General features: G+C 70.0%; 17 protein-coding genes and 1 pseudogene. 9 read left to right on the top strand and 9 right to left on the bottom strand.

Annotated features, from left to right (window positions below):
• Positions 1-185: 185 nt before the first annotated feature.
• The 3 genes from MKK51_RS11390 to MKK51_RS11380 all read left to right on the top strand — a co-directional run bounded on the left by MKK51_RS11390 (position 186) and on the right by MKK51_RS11380 (position 2,629).
• Entirely contained in the window at positions 186-1,088 is a 903-nt protein-coding gene (locus MKK51_RS11390; RefSeq protein ID WP_243977168.1) for an alpha/beta fold hydrolase, read from the top strand.
• A 48-nt stretch (positions 1,089-1,136) separates the two neighbouring features.
• Entirely contained in the window at positions 1,137-1,853 is a 717-nt protein-coding gene (locus MKK51_RS11385) for an MgtC/SapB family protein (protein WP_243977167.1), read from the top strand.
• Positions 1,854-1,942: 89 nt separating this feature from the next.
• The gene (locus MKK51_RS11380) at positions 1,943-2,629 is read left to right on the top strand and encodes an SDR family NAD(P)-dependent oxidoreductase (protein WP_243977166.1); all 687 of its coding nucleotides are present in this window, start codon (positions 1,943-1,945) and stop codon (positions 2,627-2,629) included.
• A 4-nt stretch (positions 2,630-2,633) separates the two neighbouring features.
• Here MKK51_RS11380 and MKK51_RS11375 read toward each other — a convergent pair whose 3' ends face one another.
• A complete protein-coding gene (locus MKK51_RS11375; RefSeq protein ID WP_243977165.1) occupies positions 2,634-2,966 on the bottom strand; it encodes a hypothetical protein in 333 nt (110 codons plus the stop codon).
• A 289-nt stretch (positions 2,967-3,255) separates the two neighbouring features.
• Between MKK51_RS11375 and MKK51_RS11370 the strand changes: the two genes are divergently transcribed.
• Positions 3,256-4,143: a C40 family peptidase gene (locus MKK51_RS11370; protein WP_243977325.1), complete on the top strand. Its 888-nt coding sequence runs from the start codon at positions 3,256-3,258 to the stop codon at positions 4,141-4,143.
• On the opposite strand, the gene MKK51_RS11365 is transcribed toward MKK51_RS11370, so the two are convergent.
• The 4 genes and pseudogenes from MKK51_RS11365 to MKK51_RS11350 form a co-directional block, all read right to left on the bottom strand.
• Positions 4,121-4,582, bottom strand: coding sequence for a low molecular weight phosphatase family protein (locus tag MKK51_RS11365; RefSeq protein WP_243977164.1), 462 nt, complete (start codon positions 4,580-4,582; stop codon positions 4,121-4,123). The two genes, MKK51_RS11370 and MKK51_RS11365, sit on opposite strands and share 23 nt — an antisense overlap.
• A 39-nt stretch (positions 4,583-4,621) precedes the next feature.
• Positions 4,622-5,152: a UPF0262 family protein gene (locus tag MKK51_RS11360; RefSeq protein WP_243977163.1), complete on the bottom strand. Its 531-nt coding sequence runs from the start codon at positions 5,150-5,152 to the stop codon at positions 4,622-4,624.
• 7 nt (positions 5,153-5,159) lie between these two features.
• Complete coding sequence (gene hisD, locus MKK51_RS11355) at positions 5,160-6,455, bottom strand: histidinol dehydrogenase (RefSeq protein WP_243977162.1); 1,296 nt, start codon at positions 6,453-6,455, stop codon at positions 5,160-5,162.
• A 143-nt stretch (positions 6,456-6,598) separates the two neighbouring features.
• A pseudogene (locus tag MKK51_RS11350) lies at positions 6,599-7,024 on the bottom strand (DUF2948 family protein); the annotation flags it as partial.
• Between the two features lie 216 nt (positions 7,025-7,240).
• Here MKK51_RS11350 and MKK51_RS11345 point away from each other — a divergent pair.
• The gene (locus MKK51_RS11345) at positions 7,241-7,606 is read left to right on the top strand and encodes a hypothetical protein (RefSeq protein WP_243977161.1); all 366 of its coding nucleotides are present in this window, start codon (positions 7,241-7,243) and stop codon (positions 7,604-7,606) included.
• A 45-nt stretch (positions 7,607-7,651) separates the two neighbouring features.
• Here MKK51_RS11345 and murA read toward each other — a convergent pair whose 3' ends face one another.
• Together murA and MKK51_RS11335 are read right to left on the bottom strand one after the other, a co-directional pair.
• The gene (gene murA, locus MKK51_RS11340) at positions 7,652-8,941 is read right to left on the bottom strand and encodes a UDP-N-acetylglucosamine 1-carboxyvinyltransferase (RefSeq protein WP_243977160.1); all 1,290 of its coding nucleotides are present in this window, start codon (positions 8,939-8,941) and stop codon (positions 7,652-7,654) included.
• A 138-nt stretch (positions 8,942-9,079) separates the two neighbouring features.
• Positions 9,080-9,247 carry a hypothetical protein gene (locus MKK51_RS11335; RefSeq protein WP_243977158.1) on the bottom strand — a complete coding sequence of 56 codons (168 nt, stop codon included), beginning with the start codon at positions 9,245-9,247 and terminating at the stop codon, positions 9,080-9,082.
• Positions 9,248-9,612: 365 nt separating this feature from the next.
• Here MKK51_RS11335 and hemA point away from each other — a divergent pair, with 365 nt between their 5' ends.
• Entirely contained in the window at positions 9,613-10,956 is a 1,344-nt protein-coding gene (hemA, locus tag MKK51_RS11330; RefSeq protein WP_243977156.1) for a 5-aminolevulinate synthase, read from the top strand.
• 7 nt (positions 10,957-10,963) lie between these two features.
• Here the strand turns inward: hemA and MKK51_RS11325 are convergent, their stop codons facing one another.
• Positions 10,964-11,482 (bottom strand): TspO/MBR family protein, encoded by a 519-nt coding sequence (locus tag MKK51_RS11325; protein ID WP_243977155.1) that lies wholly within the window; start codon positions 11,480-11,482, stop codon positions 10,964-10,966.
• A gap of 142 nt (positions 11,483-11,624) precedes the next feature.
• Between MKK51_RS11325 and MKK51_RS11320 the strand changes: the two genes are divergently transcribed.
• Together MKK51_RS11320 and MKK51_RS11315 are read left to right on the top strand one after the other, a co-directional pair.
• Positions 11,625-12,773: a trans-sulfuration enzyme family protein gene (locus MKK51_RS11320; protein ID WP_243977154.1), complete on the top strand. Its 1,149-nt coding sequence runs from the start codon at positions 11,625-11,627 to the stop codon at positions 12,771-12,773.
• A gap of 98 nt (positions 12,774-12,871) precedes the next feature.
• Positions 12,872-13,333, top strand: a complete 462-nt coding sequence (locus MKK51_RS11315) for a hypothetical protein (protein WP_243977153.1) — start codon at positions 12,872-12,874, stop codon at positions 13,331-13,333.
• A gap of 177 nt (positions 13,334-13,510) precedes the next feature.
• Here MKK51_RS11315 and MKK51_RS11310 read toward each other — a convergent pair whose 3' ends face one another.
• Positions 13,511-15,838: a Tex family protein gene (locus MKK51_RS11310; RefSeq protein WP_243977152.1), complete on the bottom strand. Its 2,328-nt coding sequence runs from the start codon at positions 15,836-15,838 to the stop codon at positions 13,511-13,513.
• 234 nt (positions 15,839-16,072) lie between these two features.
• On the opposite strand from MKK51_RS11310, the gene MKK51_RS11305 reads away from it, so the two are divergent.
• On the top strand, positions 16,073-17,188 hold the full coding sequence (locus MKK51_RS11305; RefSeq protein WP_243977151.1) for a hypothetical protein: 1,116 nt from the start codon (positions 16,073-16,075) through the stop codon (positions 17,186-17,188).
• The last annotated feature ends 12 nt before the right edge of the window (positions 17,189-17,200 follow it).

The following is a 17,200-nucleotide window of genomic DNA, read 5'->3' as shown; positions in this document are numbered from 1 at the left end:
CGGGCAGGAGGCCCGACACTCCGAGAGTCAGGAATAACGGTGCAGACGGAGAGGATCTCGTTGCCGGTCCGACGGCCTTCCCGCAAAAAGTTCGGCGTTATGTCGCATCCCGCACGATGCCGGTGGAAACCCGAGGCCGGCCTTCCGGTTTCTGTCCACACCGAGCGGGCAGAGTGGAGCAGACCATGAGCACGGACCTCTTTCCCGGCTTCAGTGCGGACTGGATCGACATTCCGAAGGGCCGTTTCTTCGCCCGCAGCGGCGGCCCGGAGGAGGCGCCTCCCCTGATCCTCCTCCATGGATTTCCGCAGACCCATGCCTGCTGGCACCGGATCGCGCCGGCTCTGGCCGAGACCCATCGCGTAGTCTGCCTCGATCTGAAAGGCTACGGCTGGTCCGCGGCCCCGAAGTGCGACGCTCGCCACGAGGCCTATTCCAAGCGCCGCATGGGCCGCGACGTGGTGGCGATCATGGAGCGTCTCGGTCATGTCCGCTTCGCACTCGCGGGTCACGATCGCGGGGCGCGGGTGGCCTACCGCCTGGCTCTCGACGAGCCGGGCCGGATCGAGCGCCTCGCCCTCCTCGATATCCTGCCCACCCTCGTCCAGTGGGAGCGGATCGAGGCCGATCCCGACGTGTCGTCGCATTGGGCGTCGCTGGCCCGGCCGGCCCCCGGTCCGGAGGAAGAGATCGGCCGCGATCCGGTCGCCTATTTCGAGGGGCTCCTCCGCCAATGGAGCAACGCCCGGAGCCTCGACCCCTTCGCTCGGGAAGCCCTGCGCCTCTATCGCGACAGCTGGACCGTTCCCAAGCGCATCCACGCCTTCTGCGAGGATTACCGGGCCGGTGCGACCCGCGACCGCGAGGCGGATCTCGACGACCTGGCGGCGGGCAAGACCCTCTCCTGCCGGACCCTGATCCTCACCGGGGACGGCTATCTCGACCATTCGCACGAGACCCCGCTGGCGGCGTGGCAGCGCACCTTCGCCCCGAAGGCCGAGGCCGTGGACATCACCTCCGGCCATTTCCTGGCGGAGGAGAACGCCCCCGGGACCCTCGAGGCCCTGCGGGCCTTTCTCGATGGCTGACGCGCAAAGCGTCACCGTTTCGTCATGGGCGGGCGACATGCAGCGCCCATGACCGCGCTCCTCGCCTCGCCGCTTCCCGAATTCGTCAATTCCGCCATCAGCCTCGTCGTCGCCTTCGTCCTCGGCACGATGATCGGCGCCGAGCGGCAATATCGCCAGCGCACGGCGGGCCTGCGCACCAACGTGCTGGTGGCGGTGGGTGCGGCGGCCTTCGTCGATCTCGGCATGCGCCTCGAAGGGACGCGCGGCGCGGTGAGCACGGTCGCCTACGTCATCTCAGGCGTCGGCTTCCTCGGGGCCGGCGTCATCATGAAGGAGGGCATGAACGTCCGCGGCCTCAACACCGCCGCCACCCTGTGGTGCTCGGCGGCGGTGGGAGCCTTCGCCGGGGCGGACTTCCCCCTGGAGGCCAGTTTCGTCACGGCGGCGATCCTGTCCGGCAACACCCTGCTGCGGCCCCTCGTCAACGCCATCAACCGCGTCCCCATCGACGAGAGCCAGACCGAGGCCACCTACGAGGTCCAGATCACGGTGCAGGCCGAGCAGGCCGGCCCCGCCCGCGACCTTCTCGTGGAGCGGCTGGAGGCGGCCCATTACCCCGTCGGCGGCACCGAGGTGGTGGAGCGCGGCGAGGAGACGGTGGAGGTGGTGGCGACCCTGGTGGCCACGGCGGTGGATTCCGCCGAACTCGATGCGGTGGTGGCCGGATTGGAGCGCGACGGGCGGATCAGCCATGCGACCTGGTCGGTCCAGACCGCCGATTGAGCGCGTCGGCCGCCATTGCCGCCGTGCGGAAAAGACCGACCTTAAGCCCGTGATGCCGGGGCTCGTCCCGGCGGCGGAGGGCCCTCACCATGACCGGAACACGCAGGAACGCCTTGATCGTCGGGGCCTCGCGGGGCCTGGGCCTCGGATTGGTGGAGACGTTCCTCCAGCGCGGCTGGGCCGTCACCGCCACGCAGCGCTCGCCCTCCGGCGGGTTGGCGGCCCTGGCCTCCGATACGCTCACCGTCGAGACCGCCGATATCGACGACGACGGGGCGGTGGCGGCCCTCCACGACCGCCTCGCCCACCAGCGCTACGACCTCATCTTCGTGGTGGCCGGCGTGGCGACCCAGGCGCACGATCCCGCCCACGACGTCCCGCGCGAGGTCGCCGCACAGGTCTACCTCACCAACGCCATCAGCCCGATCCGCTTCGCCGAATTGTTCCGCGACCGGCTGGCGGGCCACGGCCTCATCGCCTTCATGAGCTCCGTTCTCGGCAGCGTCGCCCTCAACGAGAGCGGCGGATGGGAGACCTACCGCGCGAGCAAGGCGGCGTTGAACACCCTGGCGATCAGCTTCGAGATCCGCCACCGGGACGAGGGCTTCGGCGTCGCCCTCCTGCATCCCGGCTGGGTCCGCACGGAAATGGGCGGCGAGGAGGCGGATATCGACGTGGGAACCAGCGTGGCCGGTCTGGCCGACGTCATCGAGGGCCGCCTCGGCAAGACCGGCATCGCCTATCTCGACTATACCGGCGCGACCTTGGCCTGGTAGGCGCTCAGCGCCGCCCGTCGAGGGGGCGGCCGCGCCGTTCCACCACCACCGGCGGGCGGGTGCGGCGCTCGACGATGACGGTGCGCGGCGCCCGGCTCGGGCTGCCGGCTGTGAGGATGCGCTCGGAGATCTTCTCCGGCTTCGGTTTCACGGCGGCGAGCACGTGCGGGCGCACCTCGTCGAGGGGAAGTCCGATCAGGCCGGCGGCGATCTCGACCTGCTGTTCGAGATCGTCGGCGAGATCCTGCGCGGCGGCGATCGCCTCGGGGATCGTCGGCGGTTCGCGCCGGACACGGATCGGCGGCAGATCCTGAAAGGATTTCGGCGTCTTCTTCACGACTCGGTCCGCGCTCCACACCGAACGAGGATAACGCGACCGCAGCGGCAGTGCATTGCACCATTTCGACGACGCACCCACGCGTTCCGTGCATTCCCCCGTCGGAGCCCGAATTTCCCGCATATCCGGCGAGAGATGCCCTGCGCGCGTCCGTATGGTCGTCGAATTGCCTATTGAACGGGCATGTCGACGTGTCGATATGTCACGTCCTCGGGGCGATGAAGGAGCCGTTCCGCGCGCCGTTGCATGCGGCCACGCTGCCGCCGATACTGGCCCGATCATGTTTCCCATCACCGATCTCACCGATGCCAGGCTGGTCCCGGCCCGCCCCGATCTGGCCGATATCCGCCTGCGGGGCCGTGTCGATGCCGAGCGCTACGTCGCCGGGCGAAGCGGCCGCCTCGTTGCCGCCTCGGCCCCGTTGCGGCGCCGGCCGAGCCCGGAGGCGGGGATCGAGACCGAAGCGGTGATGGGCGACCCTGTGACCCTCTACGACACGGGCGGGGGCTTCGCCTTCGTGCAACTCGAAACCGACGGCTATGTCGGCTACCTGCCGGAGGCCGCCCTCGCCCTGGAGGCTCCGGCCCCGACCCACCGGGTGACGGCCCTGCGCACGTTCCTCTACCCGGCCGCCACCATGAAGCGGCCTCCCCTGGGCCATGTGAGCCTCGGCGCCGGACTCGGCATCACCGGACGGGAGGGCGATTTCCTGCGCCTCGCCGATGATGGCCATGGCTTTACCGATGGTGCCTACGTCTTCGCCGACCATTGCGCGCCGATCGGCACGGTGGAGCCCGATCCCGCCGCCACCGCCGAGCGTCTCGTGGGCACCCCCTATCTGTGGGGCGGGCGCACCAGCCTCGGGCTCGATTGCTCGGGCCTCGTCCAGCTCTGCCTCGCCTTGGCGGGCGTTCCGTCTCCCCGCGATGCGGACCAGCAGGAGGCGGCCCTCGGCACGGCGCTGCCCCCGCGCCTCGACGGCCTGGCTCGGGGCGACCTCGTGTTCTGGCGCGGCCATGTGGGGATGATGCTGGACGGGACCCGCCTCATCCACGCCAACGGCCACCACATGGCGGTGGCGGTGGAGCCCTTGGCGGTGGCGGTGGCGCGCATTTCCGAGAACAGCTACGGGGGGGTGACATCGATCCGGCGGCTCACGCCTTCAGCCGGGTCTTGATGCGGGCGATCAGCCCGTCGCGGACGTCGCGATAGGCCTCGAGACGCTGCTCCCGCGAGGCTTCCTGCATCAGCGTCGGGTCCGGTGTCGGCCAGTATTCCACGTCGACGGCGTTGGTGCGGGTCACCTCCAGGGCCGCGTGGTGGGCCTCCGGCGACAGGCTGATGATGAGGTCGAAGTTCAACCCCTCCCATTCCTCCAGTTCGAGGAGGGTCCGGGGCCTGTGCTTCGAGGCGTTGATGCCGATCTCGTCGAGGGCCGCCACCATGAACGGGTCGGCCGGCTCGCCGGAGCGGACGCCCGCCGACTGGACATAGGTGGACTTGCCGAAATAGTGGCGCGCCACCGCCTCCGCCGCGAGGGACCGCACGGCGTTGAAGTTGCACATGAACAGCACCGACTGCACGCGCGTCTTCTTCGGGCCGGCCTCTTCCGCCATCCGGTGACTGCCTCGGGCTTCAAACGACGGGGAGGGCGTTCACGCCTTCCAGTGCAAGGCGAAGACCAGGGTGAACAGGCGCCGCGCGGTGTCGTGGTCGAGGTCGACCTTGCCTTCGAGCCGCTGTCTGAGAAGCTCGGAGGCTTCGTTGTGCAGGCCGCGCCGCCCCATGTCGATCGCCTCGATCTGGGTGGGCGAGGCGGTCTTGATCGCGTTGTAGTAGCTCTCGCAGATCATCTCGTAGTCGCGGATCACCCGGCGGAACGGGGTCAGCGACAGCAGGTGCGTCATCACCGGCTCGCCGTCCTCGCGGCGGATCGCGAAGGAGAGCTTGTTCTCCACGAGGCCGAGGGTGAGCGCGTAGGGGCCTTCCCGTCCGGGGATCGAGAAGTGGTTCTCTTCCAGGATGTCGAAGATCGCGATGGCGCGCTCGTGCTCCTGGTCGGGGTTGCCCCGGCCGATGGAATCCTCGTCGAAGGTCACCGCCGCGAGGCGGTGAATCGACGACGATGCCCCTGTCGATCGTCCCGTTTCAGGTTGTTCGGTTTCAGGTTGTCCTGGGCCTGCCATCGTCCCCTCACAGATTCAGGCGGATCGCCACGGAGCGGGCGTGGCCGTCGAGGCCCTCCGACCGTCCGAGGGCGATGGCTGCCGGCCCCAGGGCCCTCAGCGCCGCGGGATCGCAGCGCAGGATCGTCGTCCGCTTCATGAAGTCGAGCACGCCGAGGCCCGACGAGAACCGGGCCGAGCGGGCGGTGGGCAGGACATGGTTGGGGCCGCCCACATAATCGCCGATGGCTTCCGGCGTATGGCTGCCGAGGAAGATCGCGCCGGCGTTGCGGACCTTGGCGGCCACGGCCTCCGGGTCGGCGGTCTCGATCTCCAGGTGCTCGGGGGCGAGGCGGTCCACCAGGGGGACGGCCTCGTCGAAATCGCGGACGCGGACGATCGCCCCGTAATCGCGCCAGCTCGCCCGGGCGATGTCGGCCCGGGGCAGGGTGGCCAGGGCCCGCTCCACGGCGCTCTCCACGGCGTCGGCGAGGTCGGAGGAATCGGTGATGAGGATCGACTGGGCGGCGACGTCGTGCTCGGCCTGGGCGAGGAGGTCGGCGGCGACCCAATCGGGGTTGGCGTGGCCGTCGGCGAGGATCAGCACCTCGGACGGGCCGGCGATCATGTCGATCCCGACCTGCCCGAACACCCGGCGCTTGGCCGCCGCCACCCAGGCATTGCCCGGTCCGACGATCTTGGCCACGGGGGCGATGGTCTCGGTGCCGTAGGCCAGGGCCGCCACGGCCTGGGCGCCGCCGACCCGGTAGATCTCGCCGACTCCGGCGAGGTCGGCGGCGGCGAGCACCAGGGGGTTCATCTGCCCCTCCGGCATCGGCACCACCATGACGACCCGCGGCACCCCCGCGACGCGGGCGGGGATGGCGTTCATCAGGACGGAGGAGGGATAGCTCGCCGTCCCGCCGGGCACGTAGAGGCCGACCGATTCGAGCGCCGTCCAGCGCCAGCCCGAGGTCACGCCGATCGCGTCGGTGGCCATGTGGTCGCCCGGCACCTGGCCGCGATGGAAGGCCTCGATGCGGGTCGCCGCGAGGCGCAGGGCGTCGAGGGCCTCGGCCGGACAGGCGGCGATGGCCGCCCGCACCTCATCGGGCGTCACCCGCAGGGTCGCGGCGGAAAAGTCCTCGCCGAGCCGGTCGAAGCGGCGGGTATAGTCCACCAGGGCCGCGTCGCCGCCGGAGACCACGCCGGCGATGATCCCGCGCACGGTCTCGTCCACATCCTCGGAGATCTCGCGCTTGACGCTGAGGAGGCCGGCGAAGGCGGCGGCGAAATCGGCGTTGCGGCTGTCGAGGCGCACCATCAGGCAGACTCTTTCCCGGTCGGATCTTTCACGACATTGTCCTTGGCGGAAGCAGCCCCACTCGCCTGGTCCTGGATCCCTTGGCCCGGAATTCCATGGCTCAGGATTCCTTGGCCCAGGATCGCGGCACGGCCGGCTTCCGCCGCCTCGTGGTCGGGGCGGCCTTCCACCTCCCAGACCGGACCGAGATCCTTCAGCCGCGCCTCGATGCATTCCACATCGAGCTGGATCGCCGCTTTGCCGGCAAAGACCAGGGTGACGGTGCCGGAGGGGTCCTCCTTCGGCTCGAAGGTGACGGCCAGCAGGTTGAGCGGTTCGTCGGAGGCGGAGCCGGGCGTGAGGCCGCGTGCGCGCACGGCCATGACCCGCTCGAAATGGAGGCCGGTGAGGCGCCGGCGCGGAGCCTCGGCATCCGGCGTCGACCAGTCGAAACGCCGCCCGACCAGCACGAAGCGGTGCGACGACGCGAGATAGGCGAGGTCCTGCGGGCGCAGGACCGCATCCTGGAGATGAGCCGAGAGGATGGCGAGATCCTCCGCGTCGAGGGCGGCGAGCTTGAGGAGCTCCATGTCGGGTTCGCATCTGGCCGGACGCCGCCGGATCGGGCGCCGGGTGTGGAAGTGGGTCGGCCGTAGGTAGCGAGGCGGCCGCCTTGCGGCAACTGCGCGGCCCGGAACAATTGCAGGGTGCCGGCGAGACCGGCCGTCCGCCGCGCCGGGGTCAGACGCCGTTCATGCGGAAGGAACTACGCCTTCGCCGACCTTCGAATCGGGATATCCAAAGCCATGAAAGCCGGACCTGCACGTCGTATCGCCTTTGCGGCCGTCACCGTCCTCACGGTGGCGGCCGGCCTGGGGCAAGCCCAGGCCCAAGTCCCGCACTATCCCGACGACGGCTACAACCGGCCGACCTACGACCGGCCGCCCTACGGCGACGACCGGCCGCGCGGCTACGATCGCTACGATGGGTATGCCCGGCCCTACGAGGACGACGAGCGCCGGCCCCTGCCGCCGCGATACGGACGCCAGCGCATGGGCAGCGTCTGCGTCACCTCGCGCGGCACTTGCCCCGCCTATCCGAGTCCGATCCAGGCGCCCTGCCGCTGCGACATCCCGGGCTTCGGCCCCAAGCGCGGCAACGTGCTGGAATAGGGCCTTCGTCCGGGAGGCGCGGACCGCCTCCCGGATCGGGAAGGGTCAGGAACGGACCCGGCTGATCTCGGCGCCGCAGCGGCCGAGCTTGGCCTCCAGCGCCTCGAAGCCGCGGTCGAGATGGTAGACCCGGTTGATGCTGGTCTCGCCCTCGGCGGCGAGGCCGGCGATGACGAGGGAGACCGAGGCGCGCAGGTCCGTGGCCATGACAGGGGCGCCCTTGAGACGCTCCACCCCGTCGACGATGGCCAGATCGCCTTCGAGCCGGATCCTGGCGCCGAGACGCGCGAGTTCCTGCACGTGCATGAAGCGGTTCTCGAAGATGGTCTCGCGGATGTGGGACTGACCCTTGGCCAGGGTCATCAGCGCCATGAACTGCGCCTGCAGGTCGGTAGGGAAGCCCGGGAAGGGGTCGGTGGTCACGTCCACCGCGACGATGCCGCCGCCGTTGCGCCGGATGCGGATCGTGTCGGCGGTGGAGGTGATATCGGCGCCGGTGGTCTTCAGCACGTCGAGCGCGCTGTGCAGGAGGTCGGCGCGGGTGTTCTCCAGGGTCACGTCACCGCCCACCATGGCGGCGGCCATGGCGTAGGTGCCGGTCTCGATCCGGTCGGGCAGGACGGTATGGCGCGCCCCGTTCAGGCGCGAGACGCCCTCGACGGTGATGCGCGGGGTGCCGGCACCCTCGATCCTGGCGCCCATCTTGATGAGGCAATCGGCGAGATCGACCACTTCCGGCTCGCGGGCGGCATTCTCGATCAGGGTGGAGCCGTTGGCGAGCGAGGCCGCCATCAGCGCCACATGGGTGCCGCCCACCGTGACCTTGGGGAAGTGGATCTCGCCGCCGCGCAGGCCGTTCCTGGCCTTCGCCACCACGTAGCCGCCGTCGATCTCGACGGTGGCGCCGAGGCGCTCCAGGGCCATCAGCATGAGGTCGATGGGGCGGGTGCCGATGGCGCAGCCGCCGGGCATCGAGACGCGGGCCTCGCCGAAGCGCGCGAGCAGCGGCGCGATCACCCAGAAACTCGCCCGCATGGTGGAGACGAGTTCGTAGGGCGCGGTGGTGTCGATGACGTTGGAGGCGGTGAGCCGGATGGTCTGGCCGGTTTCCGTCGTATCGCCCGGGCGCTTGCCCACCACCATGTGGTCGACGCCGTGATTGCCGAGGATCCGCAGCAGGGCGTGGATGTCGGCGAGGCGCGGCACGTTGATGAGTTCGAGGGATTCCCCCGTCATCAGGCTGGCGATCATCAGGGGCAGGGCGGCGTTCTTGGCGCCCGAGATCGGGATGACGCCGTGGAGCGGCTTTCCGCCGATGATGTTGATCCGGTCCATCGTCGTCCTTCGCGCGGCGTCCTGCCCCTTCCCGTGACGGGAGGGCGGCGCCGACCTAAATCTGCAAGCGGTGGCGGTGCGCTCGCGGCACGGCCTTATCGAGCCGCCTATACGTGAGTTTTGTCCGAAAGAGGATCGTCAGCCGCCTCCGTCGCGATCCGGCTTCGCGTCCGACCGCTCGCCGGCAGCGCCGGTTTCCGCCGCGGCCGTGGCCTGCCCGCGGACCCGCGTCTGGGCCTTGCGGCGCTTCAGGTTGTCCCGCAGGGCCGCCTTCAGCCGCTCGTTGCGCGTGGCGTCGTTCTTCATGGCGATCACTCTTAAAAACTATGGCGATCACTGCGCGACCCATCGTCGCCAGGGCGAAATACCGGCTTTGCCACCCGGTCTCAACAGGCGCAGAGCTGGAATGCAGGAGTCGACTTGAACCAATTCCAAGTTCGCCTGTATCGTCGGGGCCGTGGCGTCGAAATCAGCACCGCCTGATTCCTTACGCGCCATGCGAAGCGAGATCGTTGCGCCAGCGGGACTTGACGGTCGGAAAGACCCGCAGCGGAGAGTTTGGTGCTTCGGAACAAGCCCTTTGTAACGATGCTGCTGCTGAATGCAGACGAGCGGATGCGGAGCCGCCAGGAACGGCGCTGCCATGCGGTCGGCCATAGCGTGAAGGACGGATGCCCGTGAATCGGATGCCCGCGATGACGATGATCAGCGACACCACGACGCCCCGCGATTCCTCCGGTCAGGGATCGTCCGCCCGGGCGTCGTTCGGGCAGGGCCGGACCGATTACGAGACCTATTTCCGCAGGGCGGTGGACCGTCTGCACGACGAGCGCCGCTACCGGGTGTTCGCCGATATCGAGCGGATCGCCGGGCGCTTCCCCACGGCCAACTGGCGCCGTCCGGACGGCAGCACCCGCGAGATCACCGTCTGGTGTTCCAACGATTACCTCGGCATGGGCCAGCACCCGGACGTGGTCTCGGCCATGACCAAGACCGCCGCCCGCTGCGGCGTCGGCGCCGGCGGCACCCGCAACATCGCCGGCAACAATTCGCCGCTGGTGGACCTGGAGCGCGAACTCGCCGATCTGCACGGCAAGGAGGCGGGCCTCGTCTTCACCTCGGGCTACGTCTCGAACCAGGCCGGCATCTCCACCATCGCCAAGCTGATCCCGAACTGTCTGATCCTGTCGGATGCGTTCAACCACAATTCGATGATCGAGGGCGTGCGCCATTCGGGCTGCGAGAAGCGCATCTTCCGCCACAACGATCTCGCCCATCTCGAGGAACTGCTGATCGCGGCCGGCGACCGCCCGAAGCTGATCGCCTTCGAGAGCGTCTATTCCATGGACGGCGACGTCTCGGACATCGCCGCCATCTGCGATCTCGCCGACAAGTACGGCGCCATGACCTATCTCGACGAGGTCCACGCGGTGGGTCTGTACGGGAATCGCGGCGGCGGCATCGCCGAGCGCGACGGGGTGATGCACCGGGTCGACGTGATCGAGGGGACGCTGGCCAAGGGCTTCGGCTGCGTCGGCGGCTACATCACCGCCTCGACGGTCCTGTGCGACGCCGTGCGCAGCCATGCGCCGGGCTTCATCTTCACCACCGCCCTGCCGCCGGCCATCGCGGCGGCGGCCCGCGCCTCGGTACGCTACCTCAAGCGGTCGCAGGTGGAGCGGACGGCGCATCAGCGCCAGGCCGCCCTCACCAAGGTGGCGCTGGAAGAGGCGGGTCTGCCGGTGCTCCCCACCGAGACCCATATCGTGCCGGTGATGGTGGGCGATGCCGAGCTGTGCAAGGCGGCGGCCGACCACCTCCTCGAACAGCACGGCATCTACATCCAGCCGATCAACTACCCCACCGTGCCGCGCGGCACGGAGCGCCTGCGGATCACGCCCTCGCCGTTCCACGACGCGGCCCGCATCGCCAAGCTGACGGCGGCCCTCACCGAGACCTGGGACACCCTGGACCTGCCCCGCGCCGGCACGGTGTTCGTCGAGGCGGCGGAGTAGGGGGCGGTCAGTTCAACCGCCAGATCGCCACGGTGAGCACCGTCGCGAAGGTGACCCAGGCGGCGTAGGGCACGAGCAGCCCCGCCGCGAACCGGTCGAAGCGCCAGGACAGGCGGATGGTCCAAAGGATCATCACCAGCATCGCCGCGGCGACGATTCCCGCCCAGCCGAGGGCATGGGCCGAGAAGAAGACCGGCGACCACGCCGCGTTGAGCGCCAGCTGGGCGGCGAAGGCGGCGACCGCCAGCCCCCAGGCCCGCCGCATCGGACCCGTGGCCGGATACGCCCCGAGCAGGCGCCAGAACGACAGCGCGATCATCGCGTAGAGGATCGTCCAGGCCACCGGGAACAGCCAGTTCGGCGGATTGAAGCCGGGCTTCGCCAGTCCGGCATACCAGCCCTCGATGTTGGGCGTGGTGCTGAGGGAGCCGATCACCGAGGTGGCCACCACGGGCAGGATGGCGACCGCGAGTCGAGGCCAGAAGGAGAAGACGGGCCGTTCCGGAACAGCGAGGGCGGACGTCATCGGCGTGGATCATTCCTCTGAGGCTTCAAAACGTGGGGGCGCAAAAGGCGTTTGATGAGGGCGAGGGTTTCGCCGAGGCTGGTTTCATGCCCCGGTTTCACGCCGATGACAGCCCCAACGTCCTCAACGTACGGATGGTCCGATGACTGAGTCCACCACCCCCTTCACCAAGCGCACCCTCGCCGCGCAGGCGATGGGCCATGTCGATCCGGTGACGCGGGCGGTGGTGGCGCCGCTCCATGTCTCGACGACGTTCCTCCGCGATCCCGACAACGGCTACAGTTCGGGCTTCTCCTATGCCCGGCCGGACAACGCCACGACCCGCGAGGCCGAGGCCGTCATCGCCATGCTGGAGGAGGCGGAGGCCGGCGCGATGCTGTTCGGCTCCGGCATGGCGGCGGCCACCGCCGTCTTTTCGGCCCTGGAGCCCGGCGACCACATCGTCGCCCCCCTCGTGATGTACTGGGCCTTGAAGCGCTGGCTCCAGCAGGAAGCGCCGCGCCGGGGATGGGGCCTCGACTTCGTCGCCATGGACGACCTCGACGCCCTACGCGCCGCGATCAGGCCGAGCACGACGAAGCTCGTCTGGGTGGAGACGCCCGGCAATCCCCTCTGGACCGTCACCGACATCGCCGCCGCGGCCGAGATCGCGCACGGGGCGGGGGCGCGTCTCGCCATCGATTCCACCGCCGCTTCGCCGATCCACACGCGGCCCCTGACGCTCGGGGCCGACATCGTCATGCACTCGGCCACCAAGATCCTGAACGGACATTCCGACGTGGTCGCCGGTGTCCTGGCCTCGGCCCGCGCCGATGCGTTCTGGGAGCGCATCGGCGCGATCAGGGCGGGGGGAGGAGCGATCCTCGGCCCGTTCGAGGCCTATCTCCTCATGCGCTCCCTGCGGACCCTGCCCCTGCGGGTCGCCGCGCAATCCGCCTCGGCGGCGGACCTCGCCCGGCGCTTCGCGGTGCATCCGCGCGTGGCGTCGGTGCTCTATCCCGGTCTGCCCGACGATCCCGGCCACGCGGTGGCGGCGCGGCAGATGGAGGGGGGCTTCGGCTTCATGCTGTCGATCCGGGTCGCGGCCGGCGAGGAGGCGGCCATCGCCACGGCGGCGCGGGTACGCCTGTGGAAGCGCGCCACGTCCCTCGGCGGGGTCGAGAGCCTGATCGAGCACCGCGCCTCGGTGGAGGGGCCGGGCACGCCGTGTCCCCCCGATCTGCTGCGGCTTTCGGTGGGGATCGAACACGTGGACGACCTGTTCGCGGATCTCGACGCGGCCCTCGCCTGATTTTCTCGTCGCTTCATGGTGCGATCCCGCCCTTCGCGCATTGTGCGAGGGACGGACCGCCGCCGGGCGGTCGCCGTGATGCGAGCGAGGACGGCCCGATGCGATACCCTGTTCCCCTCCTGACCGGCGCCCTCGCGCTCTTCGCCCTCACGAACGTGGCCCCGGCCGCCGACGGGCCGCCCAAGCTCGATGTGCAGGCCACCTGCAGATCCTCGGTCCGTGCGGAGGCCAGCGTCAGCGACAATGCCACCGTCGAGGGCTGCCTGCGTTCGGAGGAGGCGGCGCGCAAGGAAGCCCAGCGCCGCTGGGGCGACTACTCGCCGGCCGCCAAGAGCCAGTGCGAGAAGCAGTTCCAGGCCGGCGGCTTCCCGTCCTACGTGGAGATGGTGACCTGCCTCGAACTGGCCAGCGGCACGGTGCCGACCCAGGGCACCGGACCCGGCGCGGATACCAGCTCCGGCGCCCGGCACGAGAAGCCGGACGGGAATGCCGGCGCGGCCACCGCCGAGCCGAAGCCGAGCCAGCGCACCGACCCGATCGAGGTGCTGAAGAAGCCTTGAGCCGACTTCGCGGAACCTGGGACCCTGTCCGCGACATCGGCTCGGATGCACGATGGGCTCACAGGGTGCTGGTCACCGTGAGCGGGCCGGCGCCGACCTCCGGATACGAGGAACCGCCCCCTCGCTTCGCCTGCGCCTCCCGCTCATCGCGCGGGATGAGGGACAGGCGCGCCGCCGTCAGCGGCGTCCCTTGTCCTTGCCCTCGGCGGCCCGGCGCAGGGCCTCCGCGAACGCGCCGTCGGGGGCCGGGCCGCGCGGCGCCGGGGCGGGTCTCGGCTGGGGGCGTGAGGCGGACGAGCGCTCCTCTGCTCTCCCCGGCCGCGCCACGCCGGCCTCCTCCGAGCGCATGCTGAGCGCGATGCGCTTGCGGTTGGCATCCACCTCGACGACGCGCACCTGCACCACGTCGCCGGGCTTCACCACCTCGCGCGGATCCTTCACGAACCGGTCGGCCAGGACCGAGATGTGGACGAGGCCGTCCTGGTGCACGCCGATATCCACGAAGGCGCCGAAGGCGGCGACGTTGGTCACGACACCTTCGAGGCGCATGCCGGGCCGGAGGTCCGAGATCTTTTCCACCCCCTCCTGGAAGGTCGCGGTCTTGAAGGCCGGGCGCGGGTCGCGGCCGGGCTTCTCCAGCTCCGACAGAATGTCGGTGACGGTGGGCAGGCCGAAGGTCTCGTCGGTGAAGCGCTTCGGGTCGAGGCTCTTCAGGACGGGACCGTTGCCGATGACGGCCTGGATGGGCTGCCCGGCGGCGGCGAGGATGCGGCGCACCACCGGATAGGCCTCCGGGTGGACGCCCGACGCGTCGAGGGGATCGTCGCCGTCGCGGATGCGCAGGAAGCCGGCGGCGAGCTCGTAGGCCTTGGGCCCGAGGCCGGCCACCTTCCTGAGGCCGGCGCGGGTGCGGAACGGGCCCTTCTCGTCCCGCGTCGCCACGATGTTGGCCGCCACCCGCTCGGACAGGCCGGAGACGCGGGCGAGGAGGGGCGCGGAGGCGATGTTCACGTCGACGCCGACGCCGTTCACGCAATCCTCCACCACCGCGTCGAGGGCCTTGGACAGCTGGCCCTCGGCGAGGTCGTGCTGATACTGCCCGACGCCGATGGCCTTCGGCTCGATCTTCACCAGTTCGGCGAGCGGATCCTGCAGGCGCCGGGCGATGGAGACCGCGCCGCGCAGGGTCACGTCGAGGCCGGGCAGTTCGGCGCTGGCATAGGCGGAGGCCGAATAGACCGAGGCGCCGGCCTCCGACACCATCACCTTGGTGAGTTTCAGGTCCGGCTGCTTGGCGATGAGGTCGGCGGCGAGCTTGTCGGTCTCGCGCGAGGCGGTGCCGTTGCCGATGGCGACGAGCTCGACCTTATGGGCGCGGCAGAGCCTCGCCAGGGCGACGAGGGCGCCGTTCCAGTCGCGGCGCGGCTCGTGCGGGTAGATCACGTCGGTGGCCGCGACCTTCCCGGTGGCGTCGACCACCGCGACCTTGACCCCGGTGCGGAAGCCCGGATCGAGGCCGAGGGTCGGCCGGGCGCCGGCGGGGGCGGCCAGCAGCAGGTCGCGCAGGTTGCCGGCAAAGACGCCCACCGCCCCGGTCTCGGCCACCTGTTTCAGGCGCGCGCGCAGGTCGGTGTCGAGGGCGGGTTTCAGCTTGGTGCGCCAGGTCCGGCGCACGGTCTCCATCAGGAAACGGTCCCCCGGCCGGCCGTGATCGCCGATGCGGAAGGCGCGGGCGATGCGCAGTTCCTGCCAGGAGGGCATGCCCTTCTCGGCCGCGTCGCCGGGGGCATCGGTGATGTCGAGGTCGAGGATCTCCTCCTTCTCGCCCCGGTACAGAGCGAGGATGCGGTGCGAGGGCAGGCGCGAGAGAGGCTCGGAGAAGTCGAAATAGTCGGCAAACTTCTCGCCGGCCGCCTCCTTGCCCTTCTTGACGGTGGAGGTCATCCGGCCGCGCTGCCAGACCGTGTCGCGCAGGGTTCCCACCAGTTCCGGGTCTTCCCCGAACCGCTCGATGAGGATGGTGCGCGCCCCCTCCAGGGCGGCGTCGACATCGGCCACGCCCTTGCCCGCATCGACGAAGGCGGCGGCGGCCTGTTCCGGCGAGCGTTCGGGATGGGCGAGCAGGGCCTCCGCTAGGGGGCCGAGCCCGGCCTCGCGGGCGGCCTGCGCCTTGGTGCGGCGCTTCACCTTGAACGGCAGGTAGAGGTCTTCGAGGCGCGCCTTGGTGTCGGCGCCGAGGATGCGGGCCTTGAGGGCCGGGTCGAGCTTGCCCTGGCCCTCGATGCTCTCGAGGATGGCGGCGCGGCGCGCTTCGAGGTCGCGCAGGTAGGCGAGGCGCTCCTCCAGGTCGCGGAGCTGGGAATCGTCGAGGCCGCCGGTGACCTCCTTGCGGTAGCGCGCGATGAACGGCACCGTCGATCCGCCATCGAGGAGTTCGACGGCCGCACGCACCTGCCGCTCGGCGACCTTGAGCTCCGCCGCGATGGTTGCAGTGATGGCGGCCATGGAATCCTCGCGCGCGTGAAGGGGCCGCGGTGTCTACAGGCCAGGCCGGAGAGCGGTCAAACCGCATCCGGCCGCCCCGCCCGGGCTCCCGGGCCGATGTGTTCGTGACAAAGTCCCCCGTGTCGATACCGATTGTCGCCGATGAGGCCGCAGATCGGGCTTGCGTGCGATGGACAAGGGGGTCGTCGCAGCCGAGACTCGTCGCAACAACGAACGGGTCAGGGAGAGAATCGCATGAGGCTCAGGCTTGGTCTGGCCGCGCTCGTCGTCGCCTTCGCGGGGGCGGCCTCGGCGGAACCCCCGACCTTCCAGGTCGATCCGGCCTGGCCCAAACCCCTGCCGAACAACTGGATCATGGGCCAGGCCTCCGGCGTCGCTGTGGATGCGCAGGATCACATCTGGGTGGTACAGCGCCCGCGCACGCTCACCGACGACGAGAAGGCGGCGAGCCTCGACCCGCCGCGCACCAAATGCTGCCACCCCGCCCCTCCGGTGCTGGTCTTCGACCAGGCGGGCACCCTGATCCGCTCCTGGGGCGGTCCGGGCGAGGGCTATGACTGGCCGCAGAACGAGCACGGCATCCATATCGACCACAAGGGTTTCGTCTGGCTCGCCGGCAATGGCGAGCAGGACGGGCTGATCCTGAAATTCACGCCGGAGGGGAAATTCGTCCTGCAGATCGGCAAGCAGGGCCCGCAGACCAACAGCCTCGACACCACCCGCCTCGGCCGGCCCGCCGCCATGCAGGTGGACCCGGAGACCAACGAACTCTTCGTCGCCGACGGCTACTTCAACCACCGGGTCATCGTGTTCGACGCCGGGACCGGGGCGTTCAAGCGGATGTGGGGCGCCTACGGCAAGCCGCCCACCGACGAGACCCTGCCGGCCTACGACCCCGCGGCCGCGCCGGCGCAGCAATTCCGCAATCCGGTCCATTGCGTCCAGATCGCCCGCGACGGGCTGGTCTATGTCTGCGACCGGGCCAACGACCGGGTTCAGGTCTTTCGCCGCGACGGCAGTTTCGTGAAGGAGTTCTTCGTGGAGAAGGCCACCCGCGCCAACGGCTCCGTCTGGGAACTGGCGCTCTGGCCCGACCCCGACCAGACCTACCTCCTCAACGCGGACGGCGCCAACAACGAGGTCCGCACCCTCAGGCGCGACACCGGCGAGGTGCTCGGCGCCTTCGGCCGCAACGGCCGCATGGCCGGCGACTTCCACTGGGTCCACAACCTCGCCGTGGACAGCAAGGGCAACGTCTTCACCACCGAGGTGGACACCGGCAAGCGCGCGCAGAAGTTTTTGTTCCGGGGGGAGATGGTGGTGCGGAAACGGGCGGCGTCTGAGAAATGAGGAAAGAGTCGA

It is taken from the genome of Methylobacterium sp. E-045, assembly GCF_022829685.1.
Classification (GTDB): Bacteria; Pseudomonadota; Alphaproteobacteria; order Rhizobiales; family Beijerinckiaceae; genus Methylobacterium.
This window is presented reverse-complemented; position numbering and strand designations above follow the sequence as displayed.